Source organism: Micromonospora sp. NPDC053740 (assembly GCF_040677775.1).
GTDB lineage: Bacteria > Actinomycetota > Actinomycetes > Mycobacteriales > Micromonosporaceae > Micromonospora > Micromonospora alfalfae.
This window is the reverse complement of record NZ_JBFASO010000003.1, coordinates 726169-742231: the sequence shown is the minus strand read 5'-3', so window position 1 is coordinate 742231 and position 16063 is coordinate 726169. Positions and strand designations below refer to the sequence as shown.

17 protein-coding genes are annotated in these 16063 nt (G+C 71.9%); 4 read left to right on the top strand and 13 right to left on the bottom strand.

Going from position 1 to position 16063, the window contains the following annotated elements; all coding sequences use genetic code 11:
- Positions 1-8: 8 nt before the first annotated feature.
- From AB0K35_RS12270 to AB0K35_RS12255, 4 genes are all read right to left on the bottom strand, one after another.
- Positions 9-548 carry a hypothetical protein gene (locus AB0K35_RS12270; RefSeq protein WP_238668805.1) on the bottom strand — a complete coding sequence of 180 codons (540 nt, stop codon included), beginning with the start codon at positions 546-548 and terminating at the stop codon, positions 9-11.
- A gap of 103 nt (positions 549-651) precedes the next feature.
- Positions 652-3012 (bottom strand): sodium-translocating pyrophosphatase, encoded by a 2361-nt coding sequence (locus tag AB0K35_RS12265; RefSeq protein ID WP_238668804.1) that lies wholly within the window; start codon positions 3010-3012, stop codon positions 652-654.
- Between the two features lie 316 nt (positions 3013-3328).
- Positions 3329-3766 carry an ATP-binding protein gene (locus AB0K35_RS12260; RefSeq protein ID WP_238668803.1) on the bottom strand — a complete coding sequence of 146 codons (438 nt, stop codon included), beginning with the start codon at positions 3764-3766 and terminating at the stop codon, positions 3329-3331.
- Entirely contained in the window at positions 3763-4119 is a 357-nt protein-coding gene (locus AB0K35_RS12255; RefSeq protein ID WP_238668801.1) for an anti-sigma factor antagonist, read from the bottom strand. The genes AB0K35_RS12260 and AB0K35_RS12255 overlap by 4 nt, the downstream gene beginning before the upstream one ends.
- Before the next feature lie 140 nt (positions 4120-4259).
- Between AB0K35_RS12255 and AB0K35_RS12250 the strand changes: the two genes are divergently transcribed.
- From AB0K35_RS12250 to AB0K35_RS12235, 4 genes are all read left to right on the top strand, one after another.
- Positions 4260-6680, top strand: coding sequence for a DEAD/DEAH box helicase (locus tag AB0K35_RS12250; RefSeq protein ID WP_363885163.1), 2421 nt, complete (start codon positions 4260-4262; stop codon positions 6678-6680).
- Between the two features lie 99 nt (positions 6681-6779).
- Positions 6780-6989: a hypothetical protein gene (locus AB0K35_RS12245; RefSeq protein WP_238668798.1), complete on the top strand. Its 210-nt coding sequence runs from the start codon at positions 6780-6782 to the stop codon at positions 6987-6989.
- 165 nt (positions 6990-7154) lie between these two features.
- Positions 7155-7733, top strand: a complete 579-nt coding sequence (locus AB0K35_RS12240; RefSeq protein ID WP_238668797.1) for a hypothetical protein — start codon at positions 7155-7157, stop codon at positions 7731-7733.
- Between the two features lie 253 nt (positions 7734-7986).
- A complete protein-coding gene (locus AB0K35_RS12235) occupies positions 7987-8835 on the top strand; it encodes a phosphotransferase (protein ID WP_363885161.1) in 849 nt (282 codons plus the stop codon).
- A 60-nt stretch (positions 8836-8895) separates the two neighbouring features.
- Here the strand turns inward: AB0K35_RS12235 and AB0K35_RS12230 are convergent, their stop codons facing one another.
- The 9 genes from AB0K35_RS12230 to AB0K35_RS12190 all read right to left on the bottom strand — a co-directional run bounded on the left by AB0K35_RS12230 (position 8896) and on the right by AB0K35_RS12190 (position 16050).
- A complete protein-coding gene (locus AB0K35_RS12230; protein ID WP_363885159.1) occupies positions 8896-9252 on the bottom strand; it encodes an Rv3654c family TadE-like protein in 357 nt (118 codons plus the stop codon).
- On the bottom strand, positions 9252-9680 hold the full coding sequence (locus AB0K35_RS12225) for a TadE family type IV pilus minor pilin (RefSeq protein ID WP_274525631.1): 429 nt from the start codon (positions 9678-9680) through the stop codon (positions 9252-9254). Before AB0K35_RS12225 ends, AB0K35_RS12230 begins: the two co-directional genes overlap by 1 nt.
- 71 nt (positions 9681-9751) lie before the next feature.
- Positions 9752-9919: a DUF4244 domain-containing protein gene (locus AB0K35_RS12220; protein WP_081883916.1), complete on the bottom strand. Its 168-nt coding sequence runs from the start codon at positions 9917-9919 to the stop codon at positions 9752-9754.
- A 22-nt stretch (positions 9920-9941) separates the two neighbouring features.
- Positions 9942-10673 (bottom strand): type II secretion system F family protein, encoded by a 732-nt coding sequence (locus tag AB0K35_RS12215; RefSeq protein ID WP_238668792.1) that lies wholly within the window; start codon positions 10671-10673, stop codon positions 9942-9944.
- A complete protein-coding gene (locus AB0K35_RS12210; protein WP_363885157.1) occupies positions 10670-11965 on the bottom strand; it encodes a hypothetical protein in 1296 nt (431 codons plus the stop codon). The genes AB0K35_RS12215 and AB0K35_RS12210 overlap by 4 nt, the downstream gene beginning before the upstream one ends.
- Positions 11962-13173, bottom strand: a complete 1212-nt coding sequence (locus tag AB0K35_RS12205) for a TadA family conjugal transfer-associated ATPase (RefSeq protein WP_363885155.1) — start codon at positions 13171-13173, stop codon at positions 11962-11964. Before AB0K35_RS12205 ends, AB0K35_RS12210 begins: the two co-directional genes overlap by 4 nt.
- Complete coding sequence (gene ssd, locus AB0K35_RS12200; RefSeq protein ID WP_363885153.1) at positions 13170-14273, bottom strand: septum site-determining protein Ssd; 1104 nt, start codon at positions 14271-14273, stop codon at positions 13170-13172. Before ssd ends, AB0K35_RS12205 begins: the two co-directional genes overlap by 4 nt.
- 221 nt (positions 14274-14494) lie before the next feature.
- On the bottom strand, positions 14495-15496 hold the full coding sequence (locus tag AB0K35_RS12195) for a CU044_5270 family protein (RefSeq protein ID WP_363885151.1): 1002 nt from the start codon (positions 15494-15496) through the stop codon (positions 14495-14497).
- The gene (locus AB0K35_RS12190) at positions 15496-16050 is read right to left on the bottom strand and encodes a sigma-70 family RNA polymerase sigma factor (protein WP_363885150.1); all 555 of its coding nucleotides are present in this window, start codon (positions 16048-16050) and stop codon (positions 15496-15498) included. Before AB0K35_RS12190 ends, AB0K35_RS12195 begins: the two co-directional genes overlap by 1 nt.
- Positions 16051-16063: the final 13 nt, after the last annotated feature.

The following is a 16063-nucleotide window of genomic DNA, read 5'->3' as shown; positions in this document are numbered from 1 at the left end:
GAGCCCGCTCAGCGACACTCCGGCACCTCGTCGAATGCCTGTTTCAACTCCTCGGAGTTGAGCTTGCTGGTGTCCAGCGCGCTGGCGTCGTACTCCTTGTTGAGGGTCTCCACGGCGGCCCGCACCCCGTCGTAGAAGACTGTCGGCTCGCCGGTGGCCAGGCCGTCGATGGTGTCCCGGGCGCGACCGTACGCGTCCCGCATCTTTCCCAGGGAGCCACGGAATCCGGCGGAAATGGCCTCGCCGTTCTCCGCCTCCGGGATGCCCGCCTTCTCCACCTTGCGGCGCGCGGCCTCGCTGGCCTGCTCCGCCCCATCGAAGAGCCGCACCAGGTTCTCCTTGGCCTGCGCCGGCGTGGTCTGCGCGGTCATCTGCTCGTCAGTGCTGCTGGTCAGCTTGTTGATCTCGGAGCGCCACGGGGTGAGGGCACCGCAGACCGAGGCCGCCCAGGCCCGTGGGCTGGGACCCCCGCCGCAGCCGGCCAGGACGACGATCGTGGCCAGGACCACCGTGAACTTTCCGGCGGCAGACGCCCGGCACGTACGCATGCGTTGCAGCGTACGGCCTTTGGCCAGGTGTGGCATCGGGCCGGACGGCCGGGGTCCCCGGTCGACGGGCTACGTCGACCGGGGACCCCGGGCCGTTCCTGGATCAGGCGTTGACCGTCTCCGGGCGGTGATCGGTGCTGCCCGCGCCGGTGTTGCCATCGACGTCCGAGTCGGACATCGCGATGCCCTTGCGCTTACTGAACACCACCGACGCCACGATGATCAGCGTCGCGACCAGCGCGATGCCGACCCGCAGGCCGACGTTGCGGTCGTCGCCCACGCTCCAGGCCACCACCGCGGGCGCGATCAGCAGCGAGACCAGGTTCATCACCTTGATCAGCGGGTTGATCGCCGGGCCGGCGGTGTCCTTGAACGGGTCACCGACGGTGTCGCCGATGACAGTGGCGGCGTGCGCCTCGGAGCCCTTGCCCCCGTACGCGCCGTCCTCGACCAGCTTCTTGGCGTTGTCCCAGGCCCCACCGGAGTTGGACAGGAACACCGCCATCAGGGTGCCGGCACCGATCGCACCGGCCAGGTACGCAGCGAGCGCGCCGGGCCCGAGGCCGAAGCCGACAGCGATCGGCGCCAGGATGGCGAGCAGGCCGGGGGTCATCAGCTCACGCTGTGCGTCCCTGGTGCAGATGTCGACGACCTTGCCGTACTCCGGGCGCTGGGTGCCGTCCATGATGCCGGGCAGCTCACGGAACTGCCGGCGGACCTCCATCACCACGGCACCGGCCGAGCGGGACACCGCGTTGATGGCCAGCCCGGAGAAGAGGAAGACCACCGCCGCGCCGATGATCAGGCCGACCAGGTTGCGCGGGTTCGCCACGTTCAGCGAGTTGAGGATCTCCGTCCCGACGTCGCCCACGCCAGCCGTCGCGTACGCGCTGCGGAGCGAGTCGGTGTACGAGCCGAACAGCGCGGTCGCGGCGAGCACCGCCGTGGCGATCGCGATGCCCTTGGTGATCGCCTTGGTGGTGTTGCCGACCGCGTCCAGCTCGGTCAGCGTGCGAGCGCCGTGCTCGTCGAGGTCACCGGACATCTCGGCGATGCCCTGCGCGTTGTCGGAGATCGGCCCGAAGGTGTCCATCGCGACGATCACGCCGACGGTGGTGAGCAGGCCGGTGCCGGCCAACGCCACAGCGAACAGCGACAGCGTGATGGAGCTGCCGCCGAGCAGGAACGCCCCGAAGACGCCGGCGCCGATCAGTAGGGCCGAGTAGACAGCCGACTCCAGGCCGATGCTGATGCCGGCCAGGATCACTGTCGCCGCACCGGTCTGCGAGCTCTTGCCGATGTCCTGCACCGGGCGCCGGTTGGTCTCGGTGAAGTAGCCGGTCAGCGCCTGGATCGCGGCGGCCAGCACGATGCCGATGACCACCGCGCCGATGGCGACCAGCCGGGGGTTGCCGGGCGCGTCGGTGAGCCCGCTGTCGAACTCGCCGAAGGTCGCCGGCAGGTACGCGTAGGCGGCGATCGCCACCAGCACAGCGGAGAGCACCGCCGACAGGTAGAAGGCCCGGTTGATCGCGGTCAGGGCGTTGCGGTCGGAGGCGCGCAGCCGGGTGATGAAGACACCGACGATCGCGATCAGCACGCCGATGGTGGAGATGATCAGCGGGAAGACCAGGCCCTCCTCGCCGAACGCGGCGCGGCCGAGGATCAGCGCGGCGACCAGCGTCACCGCGTACGACTCGAACAGGTCGGCGGCCATGCCGGCGCAGTCACCGACGTTGTCGCCCACGTTGTCGGCGATGGTGGCGGCGTTGCGTGGGTCATCCTCGGGGATGCCCTGCTCGACCTTGCCGACCAGGTCGGCCCCGACGTCGGCGGCCTTCGTGAAGATGCCACCGCCGACCCGCATGAACATCGCGAGCAGCGCGGCGCCGAAGCCGAAGCCCTCCAGCACCGTCGGCGCGTCACCCCGGTAGAGCAGGACGACCAGCGCGGCACCGAAGAGGCCGAGGCCGACGGTGAAGAAGCCGACGACCCCCCCGGTTCGGAACGCGATCTTCATGGCCGCCTCGCGGCCGCCTGCCCGCTCCCTCGCGGCGGCGGCCACGCGCAGGTTGGCCCTGGTGGCCAGCCACATGCCGGCGCCGCCGATGAACGCGCTGAACAGGGCGCCCACCACGAAGAAGAGTGAGCGGCCGATCTTCACAGCGAGTTCACTGCCATCGGTGTCGTGCACCGGAAGCAGGAAGAGCAGCACGACGGCGATGACGACGAAGATCGCCAGGGTGCGGAATTGCCGGAGCAGGTAGGCCGAGGCGCCCTCCTGGACCGCCCCCGAGATCTCCTGCATTTTCTCGGTGCCCTTACCAGCGGCCAGCACCGTTTTTGTCAGGGCGGCAGCGAAACCGAGTGCCACCAGCGCGACAACCGCGGCGATGACGACGTAGGTGACATTGCTTCCGGTAAGGGAAAGCCCGCCGCCGTCGGCGGCCAAGGTCTCGGACATCTGTGTCCTCCTGTTACCGAACAATCGCGCCGGTGAGTGGAGACGCACTGACCGACGCCTGGATGCGGACTCGCAAGCGCGCGCCAACCCACCAGCGGACCAGCGATGAACACCCATACCCGCTGGCTGCGGGATAGGTCACTTGCTGACAACCCGGGTACTGTAGCCCTCCGCAGTGTTGGAGGTCACACCCAGGTGGCACCGTGTCGCGATGATCTTCGTCGCTGTGTTATGAAACGAAATCTGATATAGGGCCCCATCCATGCAAAGAAGGCCGCATCCCCAGCAGGGGACGCGGCCTACGCAGCGAAACTGGTCAGCGGCCGACCGGCCACACCATCCGTACCTCGGTGCCGATGCCCTCGTCGACCGGGCGCACCTGGAGATCCTCGACGAAACCGGCGAGCAGTGCGAAGCCGACGCCGGTGGTCAGCGCCTCATCGGTCAGCGACTCGTTGGCCAGCTCGTCCGGTGGCAGCGCGGTCAGACCGATACCCGCCTCGATCGGCGCCCGGTCCACCACCCGCACGGCGTACGAGCCACCGTCGGACATCTCCACCAGCACCGGGTCGGCCAGGCCGTACTGCCGGTGCAGGGCCACCGCGCGCGTGCACGCCTCACCGATGGCCAGGCGCACCTCGTCCAGCAGTTCCTCCCGCACCCCGGCCCGCCGGGCGACGGCGACGCCGACCAGGCGGGCGGTGCGCACGTGCACCGGAGCGGGCGAGAAGGAGAGCTTGACTGTGGCCATCACGCGCCGGCGCCCGCCGAGTCAGCGCTGATCGCCGCGTCGACCGTCGGGTGCAGCGGAAACACCTGGTCCAGCGCGGTGATCCGGAAGATCTTGAGCAGCGGTTCCTTGTCGCAGACCAGCGCGAACGAACCGCTGGTCGAGCGGAGCCGCTTGAGCGCGCCGACCAGCACGCCCAGCCCGGTGGAGTCGAGGAAGTCCACCCGACCGAGGTCGACCACCACGTGACGGGCGCCACCGTCGATCAGTTCGAGGAGTCGCTCACGGAGCCGGGGCGCGGTGTAGACGTCCACCTCACCACCGACCTCGAGCACCGTGTGCTCGCCCACGGTGCGGGTCGCCAGTGACAGCTCCATCGGTCCTCCTCGCCAGAGCCGTAAACTCTCGTGGGCATCTAACCACTACCGCCGGGACGGCCTGCGGACGCCAGCGGAGGCTTCCCTTTACCCCGGTGTCCGACTTTTCATCTCCGAACACCAGTGCGAGAGTGCAGGGCGTGACCTCCAACGACTTCAGCTCCGCGCGCGGCACGCCGCGCCACGACCTGGAGTCGTCGTCCGCGGCCACCGTATCCGCTGGTCCCGGCCCTGGGCCAGCGCCGGCCGACCTGCTGCGCCGGCTACGCGCCCGGGGTGCCGCCGACCCGGTCACCCACGTCGAGCGGGTGCCGGCCCGCGCCGGTGTGCCCGCGCCGTGGCCGTCGTGGGCACCTGCGGAGTTGCGCGCGGCGTTCACAGGACGCGGCGTGGTCGCGCCCTGGCAGCACCAGGCCCAGGCGGCCAACCTTGCGTACGAGGGCCAGCACGTGGTCGTCGCCACCGGCACCGCGTCCGGCAAGTCACTGGCGTACCAGCTGCCCGCCCTTGCCACACTGCTCGCCGACCCCCGGGCCACAGTGCTCTACCTGGCGCCGACCAAGGCGCTCGCCGCGGACCAGTTGCGCGCCGTCGCCGCGCTGGAGCTGGAGGGCGTACGCCCCGCCTGCTACGACGGGGACACTCCGCGCACCGAGCGGGAGTGGATCCGGCGGCACTCCCGGTTCGTGCTGACCAACCCGGACATGCTGCACCACGGCATCCTGCCCGGGCACGCCCAGTGGTCCGGCTTCCTGCGCCGACTCGCGTACGTGGTGATCGACGAGTGCCACACCTACCGGGGCGTGTTCGGCTCGCACGTCGCGCACGTGCTGCGTCGGCTGCGTCGGCAGTGCGCCAGGTTCGGGGCCACCCCGGTGTTCGTGCTCGCCTCGGCCACCTCCGGCGACCCGGCCACCGCGGCCGGACGGCTGACCGGCCTGCCGGTGACAGCGGTCACCGAGGACACCTCCCCCCGTGGCGGGGTGACCTTCGCGCTCTGGGAACCGCCGCTGCTGCCACCCGACTCGTCGGCCGCTTCGCCGGTGCCGCCGCAGGCGACCGGCGAGCACGACGAACTTCACCAGGTCCGTCGGTCGGCGCTGCGCGAGACCGCGGACCTGCTCGCCGACACTGTCGCCGAGGGGGTACGCACCCTCGCGTTCGTCCGCTCCCGCAAGGGTGCCGAGGTGGTGGCCGCCAACGCGCGTCGAGCGCTGGACGACGCCGTTCCGGGGCTCGGCGACCGGGTGGCCGCCTACCGGGGCGGTTACCTGCGGGAGGAGCGACGCGAGCTGGAACGGGCCCTGCTGCACGGCGACCTGCTCGGCCTGGCCTCCACCAACGCGCTGGAGCTGGGCGTGGACCTGGTCGGGCTCGACGCGGTGCTGATCTGCGGCTACCCGGGCACCAGGGCGTCGCTGTGGCAGCAGGCGGGCCGCGCCGGGCGTTCCGGGCAGGAGGCCCTCGCGGTGCTGGTGGCCCGGGACGACCCACTGGACACCTACCTGGTGCACCACCCGGAGGCGATCTTCGGCGCGCCGGTGGAGGCGACGGTGCTCGACCCGGCCAACCCGTACGTGCTGGCACCGCAACTGGCCTGCGCCGCGGTGGAGGCACCGCTCACCCCGGCCGACCTGGTGCTCTTCGGCGAGGGGGCGAAGGAGGCGGTCGACCAGTTGGTCGCGGCCGGGGCGCTGCGGCAGCGGCCCACCGGTTGGTACTGGCGGCACCGGGAGCGGCCCGAGGTGGACCTGCGCGGCGAGGGCGGCGCTCCGGTCGCCGTGGTGGAGTCGTCGACCGGCCGACTGCTCGGCACTGTCGACGGCGGCTCGTCGCACTTCCTGCTGCACTCCGGCGCCGTCTATCTGCACCAGGGCGTCTCGTACGTGGTCGACCAGCTCGACCTGGTCGACGGTTGCGCGCTGGTACGCGCCGAGGAGCCGGACTGGTCCACCCACGCCCGCGACGTCACCGACCTGTCAGTGGTGTCGGTGCGCTCCTACGTGGACGCCGGGCCGGTCGGCATGTTCCTCGGCGAGGTGGATGTGACAAGCCAGGTGGTGTCGTACCAGCGGCGGCGAATCGCCACCGGGGAGGTGATCGACACCCGGCCGCTGGACCTGCCCACCCGGGAGCTGCGCACTGTGGCGGTCTGGTTCACCCTGTCACCGCAGTCGCTGGCCGCCGCCGGGGTCCAGCCGGCCGACGTGCCGGGTGCGCTGCACGCCGCCGAACACGCCGCGATCGGCCTGCTGCCGCTGATGGCGACCTGCGACCGGTGGGACATCGGCGGACTCTCCACCGCCGTGCACCCGGACACCGAGGCGCCGACCGTCTTCGTCTACGACGGGCATCCGGGTGGCGCCGGGTTCGCCGAGCGGGCGTACGGGACGGCGTCGGCGTGGCTGCGGGCCACCCGGGACGCGATAGCCGAGTGCGGCTGCGAGACCGGATGCCCGTCCTGCGTGCAGTCACCGAAATGCGGCAACGGCAACAATCCCCTCTCCAAGCCGGACGCGATCCGGGTGCTCGACGTGGTGTTGACGAACCTGCCGGACTGAGCGGCTTGCATGAATCGGCATGGCACGGGGCACAATGATGTGGGAGCGCTTCCATCGATGCCCATGTTGCTGATCGCCCCCCGTGCCCGAGGAGAAGCTGTGGCCGACACCATCGCCGAGACCGTCGACCTGCTCTACACCATCGACCAGGACAATCTCACCCTCGACCAGCAGATCGCGCTGGGGTCGGCGTTGGCCGCCCTGGCCCAGGCGGAACGGCTGGAACAGATCAACGAGCGGCTGCGCGGCATTCACCAGGTGCTCAACACCTGGTCGCTGCGGACCGTGACCTCCGTCGACAGTCGCTGAGGTCGCCGGGAGTGATCCTGCAAGGGCACCGGTGATCACTCCGTGCTGGGTAGTCGTCCAACGGGCTCGACGGCTACCCAGCCGCAACTGATCATGGACAGCAGGGGGCGCGACGGTTGTCGGGCTGTGCGAGACTCCGGCGCACCAACCCCCAGAGGAGTGCACATGCAGCTCGACAACTTGCAGGGCCAGCACCAGTTCCACATCCGCCAGCGACTGCGCATGATGGTCAACCAGTACGAGGTCCGGGCGGTCGCCCCCGACGGCACCGAGGGTGAGCTGCTGGCGTTCGCGCAGCAGAAGCGGCTCGCCTTCAAGGAGCAGGTGACCATCTACACGGATGACTCCAAGCAGCAGCCCCTGCTCGGCTTCAAGGCCCGCCAGCGCATCGACCTCGGCGCCACGTACGACGTCACCGACGCGGCCGGCAACCCGATCGGCCTGTTCCGCAAGGACTTCGCCCAGTCGCTGCTGCGCTCCACCTGGCACGTCGAGCAGGCCGGCCTGCCGCAGGTGACGGGCCAGGAGCGCAGCATGCCGGTGGCACTGCTGCGTCGATTCGTCGACTCGCTGTCCTGGCTGCCGTACCACTTCGACTTCACCGCGGGCGGCCAGCCGGTATTCACCGTGGTCAAGAAGTGGGGCCTGCGCGACAAGTACGTCGTCGAGGTGCAGAACCCGCAGATCGACCGCCGCCTGGTCATCGCGATGGCCGTCGCCCTCGACGCGCTCCAGGCCCGCTGACACACCCGGCCTCACCCCCCGTTTGCCCGCTGGCCGGGGCCTGGGCCTCCGCTGCCCGTGCCCCGGCCGGCAAGCTGCCGCTGCCCCGCTCCCTCGCCCTGCGCCCTCGCCCTGCGCCCTCGCCCTGCGCCCGCTCCCTGCCCTTCCCGCGCCCTGCCGCTGCCCGCGCCCTGCCCTGCCGTGGCACGGCACGGGTTCACGGGCCCGCTGCGGCTGGCTCGGCTCGGGTCCTCCCTCTTCTAGGATTCCCGCCATGGGCCCTGGACTCGCCAATCTCTCCGTGCGGCAACTGGCCCTGTTGGAGAAATGGCTTCCCGGTGCCAAGGTCGAGCGGGATCACAGTTGGGGCCTGGTGCAGACCACTGTCCTGGAGATGGCGTACGCCGGGTCACTATTCATCGTCAAAGCCGGCGGCGACGATGACCATCACGTCGAACGCGAACTTCACGCCCACCTCAACTGGCTGAGCCCGTGGACCAGGCTGGGCCGCGCGCCGATCATGGAGCATGGCGACGCGGCGGCGAAACTACTCGTCACGAGATACCTGCCGGGTGAGCTGGTGCTGGGCAGTGAACACGCCAATACTCCCGCGACCTACCGGGAGGCGGGCGAACTGCTCGCACTGCTCCACGCGCAGACCCGCATCACTGACGACGGCTACGAGAAGCGGGAGAACCGAAAGTCGCTCACCTGGCTCGACGGAGCGCACCGAATCGCTTCGAGCACTGTGCACCGGCTGCGCGCCGAGATAGGCAGTTGGCCCACGCCGGCAGCGCTGCTCGTGCCGACCCACGGAGACTGGCAGCCCCGGAACTGGCTCGTCCACAACGGCACCGTCAGCATCATCGACTTCGGTCGCGCCGCGATGCGCCCCGCCTACACGGACTTCACCCGGCTGTCGGTCCAGGACTTCCGCCGCGACTCGCAGCTTGAGAGCGCGTTCCTCGACGGGTACGGGGCCGATCCGCGCCGGACGCCCGCCTGGCACCGCACCCGAGTCCGCGAGGCGATCGGCACCGCAGCCTGGGCCTACCGCGTGGGCGACGAGTCGTTCGAGGCCCAAGGGCACCGAATGATCGCCGAGGCTCTCGCTTCGTCGTAGCGCCCACTGGCTTCGTCGTGGCCCCACTGGCTTCGTCGTAGCGCCCACTGGGCCGACCACTCACCCCCGCACCGGCCCGGCACGGGCCGTCGACGCCGCGACCCGGGTCAGGCCGGGCAGTGGCGTGACAGTCACCTCGGTGGTCACCAGCAGGTCCAGCCCGTCGAGACGACAGCCGACCAGCCGCGCGCCGTTGCGAACAGCGATGTCCACAGCTGACGCGCACGCCGCCGCCTCGCCATCGAGCGCCTTGGCGGCCCCGGCCAACGCCCCCAGGTCGGCGGCTACCGCCGCCCGCTGAGCCGCCATCGCAGCGCCGGCGACAGCAGCGCCGAACGTGCCCATCAGCACGAACACCAACCCCACTGCCAGCAGGATTACGGTCGCCCCACCCCGCTCGTTGTCAGGTCCCGGCATCACGGCATTCCCTCTCCGCCGCGGGGTTCGAGTGCCGCGACGGCGGTGGCGACCACTGTGATCCGCGGCAGTCGGCCGCCCAGCGCACGCACGGGTGCCCGAACCGTCGCCTGCGCGCGACCCCCGTCAATCGACACCGACACTTCCGCGCCCGACGGTGCCGCGTATCCACCGCCGCTGTTGTCCGCCTCGTCCCGAGCGGCGGCCAGCGCCGCCTCCCGGGCCGCGTGTAGGCAACTAGCCCTGGTGCTGACGGCGTTGACTGCGGTCAGACCGGCGAGCAGGAGTAGAAGCAGCGCCGGCAGGCCGGCCGCCAATTCGGCGGTGAAGGACCCTCGGTCTGCGTCGGCGCGGAATTCCCTCTCACCACCGCCGGATGCCCGGACGAATCTCCGCTCGTCGCCGGATACCCCGCCGACGAGACGCAATGTCCGGCTGCCGACGAACGTGCGTGCGGCGACCTCAGACCCCGGGACCCGGCCGGCCTGCCGGCGCCCGATCACTTCAGTGCCCGGTCGATGACGGCGGTCAGCGCCGACTGGACGTTGCCGGAGGTCAGCACCTTCAACAGGATCCCGGCGAAGGCGACCGCGGCGAGGGTGCCCACGGCGTACTCGGCCGTGTTCATTCCGGCATCGCCGCGCAGGCGAGCGATGAGTTTGCGCATGACTGTTTCCCTTCTCGATGGGTCAGAGCACATCGCCGAGAACGGCGACGATCACCGGCACGAGGCCGGCGAGAATGAACGCCGGCAGGAAGCAGAGCCCCAGCGGCAGGACGATGAGCACGCCCGCCCGACGGGCCGATGCCTCGGCGGCGGTGGCCCGGTCGGCGCGCAGGTCGTCGGCGAGCCGGGTCAGTGCGCCGGCCAGGGCGGCACCACTGTTTGCCGAGCGCAACGCCGCCGCGGTCAGGCGCTCAGCGCCGGGCACGCCGTTCAGCGCGGACCATGCCTCCGCTGGGCCACCACCAAGCAGCAGCGTGCGGCCAACCCGGGCCAACCGGCCGGCGAGCGGCCCGTCCAGTGCCTCGGCGACGGCCAGCACCGAGCGATCCACCGGCGCGCCCGCCCGCATCGCCGCCGCCAGCAGGTCGGCGGCGAGCGGCAGGTCAGCAGCCTCCTGCTGCCGCCGCCTACGCACGGCGGGCGACTCGATCCGCCGCAGCAGGACATCGAGCAGGAACGCGGCCGGGAAAGCGCCGAGCAGCCCGAGCCAACCCTCGACGACGATGGCCACGGCAAGCCCGGCCAACACCGCCACGAGCCGGATCACGTCCGGCCGTCGCCGACTGGTCGAGCTGGGCGGGCCCGCCGGGCTGGGCAGGCCCGCTGCCCTGAGTTGACCCGCCGAGCTGGGCTGACCGGCTGAGCTGGGCTGGCCCGCCGAGCTGAGGTGGCCGGCCGGGTTCCGGGCCGTCATCCGGCCCGCCCCGGTGTCGCGCCCAGCCGTTCTGCCCAGAGGAGGCCCACGATCTGCAGGGCGACCGCGACGACAGCGCAGGCTCCACCGACGGTGCTGTGCAGGAGCACCGCCACGGGGTCGACGCCGATCCCGTACCCGAGCCCGATCCCGCCAATCGGCAGCGCCGCGAGTAGCCAGGCCGTGGCCCGCGCACCCGCCGCCTGGGCTGCCGCTGCGGCCAGGCCCCTGTCGGTCGCCCGGGCGTCCGCCTCGATCCGCTCGACGAGCTCCGCCAGCGGCGCGCCGGTCCGGTCGGCCAATCGCACCGCCGCCGAGGTCAACTGATGTAGTCGGTCCGCCCTTCCACGTTCAAGGTCCGCGACATCGAACGCGTGCGGCACGGGCAGACCGGCCCGCAGGTCCGCCGCGAGGCCGCAGAGCTGGTCCAGCCCACGTCGCCTGTCCCGCTCGGCGCTCCGGTTCACTCGCCAACGCAGCGCGGCGCGCACGGCCAGCGTGCCGTACCCGGCCATCGCGACAGCGGCCACCGGACCCCCGACCACGGCACCCACACAGCCGCCGAGCAGACCGGCCACCGGCAGCACGCGGGCCGTCGATCGCGAGATGCGCAACGACGCAGGCGTACCTCGCCTTCCGGCGGTCGCGCCGACGCGCCCGTGAGCGCGGCAATCGGCGATCGCGCACCCGTCGGACGCCGCCCCGGCGGACGCGCCCCGACAGCAAGCGTCCAGGTCGCCGTGCCCGTCTGCGGTTGCCGGACCGGCGACGTCGTTCCGACCGGTCACGTCCACACCGTTGACGCCGATCGTGGTCGTGGCCGCCGAGGTGCCAGGCCGTTGTTCGGCGTCGAGCATGGTGGGGGCCAGTTCGGGGCGGGTGGTGCCGGTCGGGCGTCGGAGATCCCTGCGGGCCGGCGGGCGCGTCGGGCCCTCCGGACGCGTGAACCCGCCTGCCGCTCCCGGCCACCTCGGGCTGCCTGTGACGTCCCGGTCGGGCCAACCGAGTGCCGTCCGTCTTCCGTTGGCACCCGCGGTAGGTGCCGACTCGAACGCGATGCCGACCGCATGGCCGTTGGTCGGGGCGGCGCCAGCGCCGTCGACCGGCCCGTCCGGCGTGCGACCGAGCTCCCTGATCCACCGCACCAGGGCGTCATCCGGATCGGCGCCGCCGCCCCTCCGTCCCGGTGCCAGCACGCGACGTCGACGGGCCCGAATGCTCTGCACGGGCCACGCCACCAGGGCGGCGGCGACCAGGAGCAGCGCCGCCACCAGAATCGTCTCGGTGGTCATGCCGGACCCGCCGATCCGGGCCAGGGCTCGCTGAGGATGGGCGGGACCGCCACCCCACGCTGGCGCAGCAACGCTCCGAGGGCACGGGCGGCGAGACCGAGCCCACTGCCGCGTACCCAGGCGGGCACCACTGTCACCATCCGATCGGGCCCCTCGGGCAGCAGCAGGCAGACCGACTCCAGGACCCGACCACGGTCGCCGCGTCGCACCTGGAACAGCACCTGCAACGCGGCGGCCACCTGGGCGTGCAGCGCGGCGCGGGGCAGCCCACCCAACATGCCCAGGGCCTCCAACCGGGCCGGCACGTCCGACGGTGTGTTGGCGTGCAGGGTGCCGGCACCCCCGTCATGGCCGGTGTTGAGCGCGGCCAGCAGGTCGACCACCTCACCGCCCCGGCACTCCCCGACCACCAGCCGGTCCGGGCGCATCCGCAACGCCTGCCGGACCAGGTCCGCCAGGCTGACCACGCCCGTGCCCTCCACATTGGCGGTACGTGCCTGGAGCCCCACCACGTGCGGATGCCCCGGACGCAGCTCGGCGGCGTCCTCCACCAGCACGATCCGTTCGGTGGCCGGCACCATCCCCAGCAGGGTGTTGAGCAGTGTCGTCTTGCCCGACCCGGTGCCCCCGGTCACCAGGTACGCCAGTCGGGCCGCGACGACTGCGGCGAGCAGTGGTGCCAGCGGTCGCGGCACGGTGCCCTGGCGCACCAACTCGTCGAGGGTGAACGGCCGGTGCCGGAAGGTTCGCAGCGACAGGTAGGGGCCGTCGGTCGCCACCGGCGGCAGCACGGCGTGCAGTCGGGTGCCGTCGGGAAGCCGCGCGTCCGCGTACGGGGAGCCGTCGTCGAGCCGCCGCCCCGCGCTGGCGATCAGCCGCTGCGCCAACCGGCGAACGTCCTCCACCGAGCCCACCGGGACGGCGACCTGGTGCAGCCCCGACCCTCGGTCGACCCAGACCCGGGCGCCGTTGACGAGGACGTCGGTGACCTCCGGGTCGGCGAGCAGCGACGCCAACGGCCCGGCGCCCACGAGGTCGTCGCGCACCCGGTCGGCGATCCGCAGCATGGCGGTGTCACCGAGCACTGCGGCGGCGGGCTCGGCCCGTACCGCGGAGACGATGGCCGCCGCGGTGACCGGGGTGGTGGCGGCGGCGATCCGCTGCCGCACCCGGGCGGCGAGGGTGCCGTCCTCCGGCCCGGCGGTCATGCCGCACCCGCAGCGGGCACGCCGGTGAGGTCGCTGACGATCCGTTGGCAGAGGGCGGCCAGTGGGCCCTTGCCCCCGGCTGCCGGCGCCTCGCCCCGCTCCAGCCCACGGCAGAGCCCCGGCTCGGGGCGCAGCGTGCCGGCCAGTGGGAGACCCAACGCGCGTGCCACCTCGGACGCCCGCAACCGCCCCGGTGCAGGCCCGCGCACCACCACAGCGAGCGCAGCGCAGTGCGGGGCGGCAGCGGCCACCACCCGAGTGGCCGCAGCGGTGGCACGCAACTCGGCCGGCACGACGACGAACGCCTGGTCGGCGGCTTGCAGCGCCACCACTGCCGCGTCGTCCAGCTGTCGGGGTAGGTCGATCACCACGAAGTCCCGCCCGCGCCGGGCCGCGTCGACTGTCGCCGCCATGGCCGTCGCCGGTAACGCCAGCATCTCGCCGCGGTCCCAGGAGAGCACCACGAGATCACCCCGGCTGGGCAGGGCCTGCACCAGCGCCGGGGCGTCCACCCGCCCGTCGGCGCTGGTGAGGGACGGCCAGCGTAGGCCTTCCAACTGCTCCCAGCCCAGCACGAGGTCGAGGCCACCACCGAGCGGGTCGGCGTCGACCAGGAGGGTGCGCAGCCGGGCCCGGGCGGCGGTCACCGCAAGACCACCGGCGAGCACACTCGCGCCCGCACCGCCCCGACCACCGAAGACCGCGACGACCCTGGCGCCGATGCCGACCGGGCGGTCCGGGTCATGTTCGGCGAACCGGTCGACCAACCACGGCTCCGCAGCCGGCAGCGTGGCGACGTGCTCGGCCCCGATCAGCTCGGCGATCTGCCAGCCGGGGTCGAGCTGACCAGCCCGGCCGAGCAGCACCAGCCGTGGTCGTTGCGGCAACCGGGCGCGGAGGCAGGCCTGCGCCTGATCGGCACCGAGCAGCACCAGGGGCGCGGGAAGCCACCGGGTACGGGCGGCCGCTGGATCGCGGGCGAGCTCCACCTCGGTCCCGCCGACGGCGGCGAGCCGGAGCACATCATCGAGCAGATCGTCGTCGCCGGTGACGACAAGCGGGAGCCGGCGGATCGGCGGAACCGTTGTACGGGGTGGCATCGCGGCCTCCAGCGGTCGGGCTCTGGTATGCCGCCGACCCTGCTCGGAATCCGCCCCCCGGACCGTCCGGATGTGGTCGCCTGTGGACAACCTGGTGGGCTGTGGATAACCCCCACTCGAACAGTTGATCTGCTACGAGCGCGGGCAACTCCGCAGCTACTGCCGCTGCGGAAAAGGACAGCGGGGCCGCTCCCGGAAGGAGCGGCCCCGAGCGTCGGCGATCAGCCGACCCGGTCGGTCCGGGCGGCGTCGAGGATCACCTGGTACGAGCTGATCCGCACGAGCGACAACGTCAACCGCTCGTGAGCGAGCAGTTCGCCCGTCCTCGGATCGAAAACCAGAAGAGATTGCGCGTCGTGTTCGCTGTCGTCGAAGGTGACGGCGACTCCATGTCGGCCGGCGCGGTCCGTGACCTGCCCCCGCCAGCGGAAGCCGGGCACGTCGGCGAGGACCCGCAGGACCGCCGCACGGGTCGCACGCGGTACGACGTACCGGCCATAGAGCGTGCTGACCTCCTTGCTCGCCGCGGCGGGACCGTACTCAACCTTCAACAGTTCCCGCAGCTCGGACGGGACAGCCGTCGGTGGGCTGAGGTCCATGGGCGGCAGCGGATACCCGTTGGGAGCGGGGGTGCTGCCGGCCGCTGGCTGCGAGTCGAGTCTGCGCTGCCAGTAGGTCCGTGACTCCTGATCGGGGTACTGCGGCTCCAGTTGGGTGTTGACCTGGCTACCGGTCCCGTCGGCGGCCTGCCAGACCTTCGTCTCGCCGGCGAAGGCGACGAGGTGGCGACCGTCGGCCGAGGTCATCACCGGATCGCCCCACACCTTCGTGTGGTGGTACATGTAGCGTCCGCGCTGGTGGTCGTACGCCGCATCTTTGATCTTGTCGGCAAGCATGCGTAGCTGCGGACCGGCGGCCGGCGGATCCGCGTCGAACTGGTACGCGACCGGCACGAGTACCGTGCCCGTCGCCGACCCCGGGGTGTCCGGTGTGGCCGCACCGAACGGCTGGAGCACCGCCACGGCACCGGCCGCGACCGCCAGCGTCCCGGCCGTCAGGACCAGCCGCCTGGTCGGACGTACGCGACGACGCCCGGCGACCGTTTCGGTAGCGTCGGCGCGGTCGATCAGTTCGCGCGCCGAGACCAGCGGCGGCTCGACGGCGACGTTCCGGGCCGGGTCGGCCGGGCCCAGAAGAGTACGGGTGCGCACTGCTCCGAACATCACAGATCCTCTCGAATGGTCGCCAACACCGGTCGACGTCGGGTCTGCGCGAGCCGGGCCGACATCGCTTCGGCAAGACGACGGCGGGCGCGATGCAGGCGCACTGTGGCGGTCGCCCCGGTGCAACCGAGAACCTTGGCCGCCTCGGACACCGTCAGCTCCTCCCAGCCGACCAGCCGGAGGATTTCCTGGTCGAGGTCGTTGAGGGTGGCCAGGGCGGTCCAGATGTCGGCGACCCCGACGCCCGTGTCGGCACCCGACGATCCGGCCAGTCGCTCGAGGTCGACTTCGGTGATCGGGAGGAGGTCCGGTGCGGCCCGCCGCGACCGCCAGTGGTTGGCGAGGAGGCGCCGGGCCACCCCGTACAACCAGGGCAGGCTGCGCTCCGGCACCTCGGCGCGGCGACGCCAGGCGACGACGAAGACCTCCTGGGCAAGTTCCGCCGAGGCATCCCGGTCAGCGAGCCGGCGCAGGCCGTATCGCACTATGTGCTCGTACTCTGTGGCGTAGAGGCTGGTGAACCAGCCCTCGTCCCGCGTCTTCGGTGGACCCACCCGAACCCCCATT

Excerpts from the sequence above, each read along its gene's own strand:
- ssd (WP_363885153.1), bottom strand. The coding sequence starts at position 14,273 with ATGCCACCCCGTACAACGGTTCCGCCGATCCGCCGGCTCCCGCTTGTC.
- AB0K35_RS12255 (WP_238668801.1), bottom strand. The coding sequence starts at position 4,119 with ATGGAGCTGTCACTGGCGACCCGCACCGTGGGCGAGCACACGGTGCTC.
- AB0K35_RS12230 (WP_363885159.1), bottom strand. The coding sequence starts at position 9,252 with ATGCCGGGACCTGACAACGAGCGGGGTGGGGCGACCGTAATCCTGCTG.
- AB0K35_RS12195 (WP_363885151.1), bottom strand. The coding sequence starts at position 15,496 with ATGTTCGGAGCAGTGCGCACCCGTACTCTTCTGGGCCCGGCCGACCCG.
- AB0K35_RS12210 (WP_363885157.1), bottom strand. The coding sequence starts at position 11,965 with ATGACCACCGAGACGATTCTGGTGGCGGCGCTGCTCCTGGTCGCCGCC.
- AB0K35_RS12265 (WP_238668804.1), bottom strand. The coding sequence starts at position 3,012 with ATGTCCGAGACCTTGGCCGCCGACGGCGGCGGGCTTTCCCTTACCGGA.
- AB0K35_RS12205 (WP_363885155.1), bottom strand. The coding sequence starts at position 13,173 with ATGACCGCCGGGCCGGAGGACGGCACCCTCGCCGCCCGGGTGCGGCAG.
- AB0K35_RS12240 (WP_238668797.1), top strand. The coding sequence starts at position 7,155 with ATGCAGCTCGACAACTTGCAGGGCCAGCACCAGTTCCACATCCGCCAG.
- AB0K35_RS12270 (WP_238668805.1), bottom strand. The coding sequence starts at position 548 with ATGCGTACGTGCCGGGCGTCTGCCGCCGGAAAGTTCACGGTGGTCCTG.
- AB0K35_RS12220 (WP_081883916.1), bottom strand. The coding sequence starts at position 9,919 with ATGCGCAAACTCATCGCTCGCCTGCGCGGCGATGCCGGAATGAACACG.
- AB0K35_RS12235 (WP_363885161.1), top strand. The coding sequence starts at position 7,987 with ATGGGCCCTGGACTCGCCAATCTCTCCGTGCGGCAACTGGCCCTGTTG.
- AB0K35_RS12215 (WP_238668792.1), bottom strand. The coding sequence starts at position 10,673 with ATGACGGCCCGGAACCCGGCCGGCCACCTCAGCTCGGCGGGCCAGCCC.